Genomic DNA, 2946 nt, shown 5'->3' with positions numbered 1-2946 from the left:
ATACCAGTGCGAAACAAAAGTAGATCTATCAAAACGTGCCACTACAAGCGATTTTGGAAAAACACCTCTGCAGCCCGCATTCCTTCTAGAGAATACTACCAAAATTGGCCGATTTCAGCTCGCAACTGTCGAACCCGGGTGATCTGGAGAACAAGTTAATCAGACTACTGCCGAGAATTTGCGCGCTACTGCCGGAAGCTCACCCTCGGCCAGACTCTTGTAATACATCACGAAGCCGTTGTCTTCCCAGAACACAATCTTGATCTTGTTGCTGGCTCTGTTGCGGAAGACATACAGGATGCCAGAGAAAGAATCATGTCCGAGTTCCATCTGCACGGTGGCAGTCAGTCCGCGATGACTTTTGCGAAAATCTACCGGGTGCCGATAGAGATAGACCATGGGCAGATGCCGATTCGGTCGCAATGCCGGTTGCCTCATAGCCGGGACACCAAAGCCGCTACCAGGTCGACGTTGGCTGAGGTAATGCCCTCGATTCTCATCCCGCCCGGCAAGGCCAGGTCAATGCAAGTCGCTTCACGTCGGATAGCATCACGCGCTGGCTCATTGGGCCTCTCAACCTGAACCGGAATAAACGAGCTGACTGCCACCGCGTTAACCGGCGGTGGTTGTCGTTGCCTCAACAACCCCCGCCATCGAACAAAGGAGGCGTACCCGAGACCATGCCGCTCACAATAGTGGCGCTGTGTCAGCTTGCCACGCGCCTGTTGTCGAACGTGATGCTGCCAGAACTGGCGTTTGTCAGAGCGGTTCTTGGGAACTTGCGTTGTTGGTCGGGACATGAAGGCCTCGCGCGAGATTGAGTGGACGAGGCAATACTGGCTGTGCTGAAAAGGGAATGGAAGACGTCGTTATCTGGGCGCTTACTTATCTGGGCGCTTACAAACAACAGAAGGAGTCAAGCCAATCTAATGGCGACTGTTGACCAATCGCTCGCTCAGTAGTGCAGCAGAAGCTGCCGAGCTGGTTGACTGGTATCGAGCCCGCTGGGAAATCGAAATGTATTTTGACGTGCTGAAGAATGGTTGCAAGGTAGAGTCTCTGCAGCTGAGAACCCTACCGAGCCTGGCGTATCAATCGACTGATGCGCCTGGGTCGCAACCTGCCCGATGTCGATGCCAGCCTGCTTTTTGAACAGGATGAGATTGTGGCAGCCCATATTCTGAACAAGAAATCCCAACCAGAGAAGCCACCGACGCTCAACCAGGTGGTCAGGCTGGTGGCGATGGCGGGAGGGTTTCTCGGACGAAAGAGCGATGGTGAGCCTGGCGCGAAAACCATCTGGCAAGGAATGGAGCGCGTCCTATCGTTCACAGAGGGGATGAGATACATTCGAGCTCAGCCGGAAACCGGCTGATTTTGTGTGCAATGAGGTGGGGTGAGCCTCATACGTAATCAAGGCCAGATAAATACACTACCCCACCCCCAACCTCCTCTCTTTTATAATATTTTGTATCGTAAAGAAATACCATGCTTTATAAAAAGCGTATTGAAACCCTGCCCAACCATCCATAAACCCCATCTTCACTAAATAAGTAACGAAAAAGTAGCACACCGGGAACCACCGCTTTTCTATATTTTTATATTTAAATTTTTGTCTATTAGTTAACATTTCAACATGTGAATTCCCTAAACTTTCGAACCTGCTCGCCTCCCAACGTGCATACTCACAGTGCCTATTAACAAACTTAAAAATACCACTGTAATCACAATGTTCAATAGGGACTGATATTTCCCCCACGGAACCGCTCACAATAGGATGCTCATGCACTTCCATATCTAGCAAAGACCAATTGCTTTCTTCAATTTTTTCATAACGACCAAGATCAGACCTAAAAAGGGCGAGCTTTCTCTGCTTTATACCATGTTTTAGTTTTTTGCCTAAAAAATATATTTCGTAATTCAACCAAAACCCATTATGCACGGTATCCCGCAATATTGATTCAAGCGACTCACAAAATTTCACGCTTACAAACTCGTCAGCATCCAAAAACAACACCCATTCTGCATTCAGCTCACAATTCATCAAGACCCAGTTTCGTTTTTTGGGAAACTTACCATCCCAAACAAAATTTATAACTTTTACACCATGCGACATAGCAATATCAATGGTTCTATCAGTGCTCTCTGAATCGACAACTATCACCTCTTGAAAATTCTTCAGACGTGACAGGCATTCGTCCAAATTTGCTTCTTCATTTTTTGTAGGAACTACCACTGTAACTGGTACTGTATTCATAGATCACGCTTAGATTTCAATATAAACGGGTTGCCTATCGCAACAACATTTTCGGGAATATCTCTCATAACGACACACCTTGCGGAAACAACAGATCCCTGTCCAATCACAACTCCAGGACCGACGAAAGCCTCAGCGCAGACCCAAACACCTTTTTCAATCGTTATAGGCAACTTTAGGAGAGGCATGGAACTCACTGTATAATCATGACTCCCACCGCATAAGTGTGCCCGCTGTGAGATGGTCACCGAGTCTGATATATCAATCAAACCTAGAGAATATAAATTAACACCATCACCAATTGCCACGTAGCAGCCAATCTTCAGATTCCATGGTATTGCAATTATAACACTAGGATATATATGTACATTTTTACCTATTTTGGCTCCGAATACTCTCAACATAAAAACCCTCCACCCCCAAAACAATTTAGGACTGAACTTGAAAAGAGGATTACAGAGTGACCAAACGACACGCCCGACCAACTCAAGATTGCTCCATTTTCTCTCAGAACGGTTTTTCTCAATATCTAGATTCATAATAATTTTTAGTTCTGTTGTAACACTTAGCAACAAGATAGAATAAGCATATGTTTCAGTAATTCCCGGCAATCTCACATCGGAAGGTGAATGCACACGGCAAAAATTGATGGACGAGAGCAGCCTCGATCCTCAGTGGTCGATATTATA

General features: G+C 46.4%; 6 protein-coding genes. 2 read left to right on the top strand and 4 right to left on the bottom strand.

The genetic code is table 11. The features are described from left to right. Positions 1-159 precede the first annotated feature (159 nt). Both tnpB and tnpA read right to left on the bottom strand, forming a co-directional pair. Positions 160-438 carry an IS66 family insertion sequence element accessory protein TnpB gene (tnpB, locus tag ACUNV4_RS30260; RefSeq protein WP_430882408.1) on the bottom strand — a complete coding sequence of 93 codons (279 nt, stop codon included), beginning with the start codon at positions 436-438 and terminating at the stop codon, positions 160-162. Then, entirely contained in the window at positions 435-800 is a 366-nt protein-coding gene (gene tnpA, locus ACUNV4_RS30255; protein WP_430882407.1) for an IS66 family insertion sequence element accessory protein TnpA, read from the bottom strand. The genes tnpB and tnpA overlap by 4 nt, the downstream gene beginning before the upstream one ends. A 139-nt stretch (positions 801-939) precedes the next feature. Between tnpA and ACUNV4_RS30250 the strand changes: the two genes are divergently transcribed. Both ACUNV4_RS30250 and ACUNV4_RS30245 read left to right on the top strand, forming a co-directional pair. Continuing rightward, the gene (locus ACUNV4_RS30250) at positions 940-1152 is read left to right on the top strand and encodes a transposase (protein ID WP_430882406.1); all 213 of its coding nucleotides are present in this window, start codon (positions 940-942) and stop codon (positions 1150-1152) included. Next, positions 1103-1375 carry an IS4 family transposase gene (locus ACUNV4_RS30245; protein ID WP_430882405.1) on the top strand — a complete coding sequence of 91 codons (273 nt, stop codon included), beginning with the start codon at positions 1103-1105 and terminating at the stop codon, positions 1373-1375. The genes ACUNV4_RS30250 and ACUNV4_RS30245 overlap by 50 nt, the downstream gene beginning before the upstream one ends. Before the next feature lie 57 nt (positions 1376-1432). Here ACUNV4_RS30245 and ACUNV4_RS30240 read toward each other — a convergent pair whose 3' ends face one another. Continuing rightward, positions 1433-2257, bottom strand: coding sequence for a glycosyltransferase family 2 protein (locus ACUNV4_RS30240; RefSeq protein ID WP_430882404.1), 825 nt, complete (start codon positions 2255-2257; stop codon positions 1433-1435). Next, positions 2254-2892 carry a putative colanic acid biosynthesis acetyltransferase gene (locus tag ACUNV4_RS30235; protein ID WP_430882403.1) on the bottom strand — a complete coding sequence of 213 codons (639 nt, stop codon included), beginning with the start codon at positions 2890-2892 and terminating at the stop codon, positions 2254-2256. The genes ACUNV4_RS30240 and ACUNV4_RS30235 overlap by 4 nt, the downstream gene beginning before the upstream one ends. Positions 2893-2946: the final 54 nt, after the last annotated feature.

The sequence above is a fragment of the Granulosicoccus sp. 3-233 genome, assembly GCF_052681095.1.
This window is presented reverse-complemented; position numbering and strand designations above follow the sequence as displayed.

Coding starts and splice junctions, on each gene's coding strand:
- tnpB (WP_430882408.1), bottom strand. CDS start 438: ATGAGGCAACCGGCATTGCGACCGAATCGGCATCTGCCCATGGTCTAT.
- tnpA (WP_430882407.1), bottom strand. CDS start 800: ATGTCCCGACCAACAACGCAAGTTCCCAAGAACCGCTCTGACAAACGC.
- ACUNV4_RS30245 (WP_430882405.1), top strand. CDS start 1,103: ATGCGCCTGGGTCGCAACCTGCCCGATGTCGATGCCAGCCTGCTTTTT.
- ACUNV4_RS30240 (WP_430882404.1), bottom strand. CDS start 2,257: ATGAATACAGTACCAGTTACAGTGGTAGTTCCTACAAAAAATGAAGAA.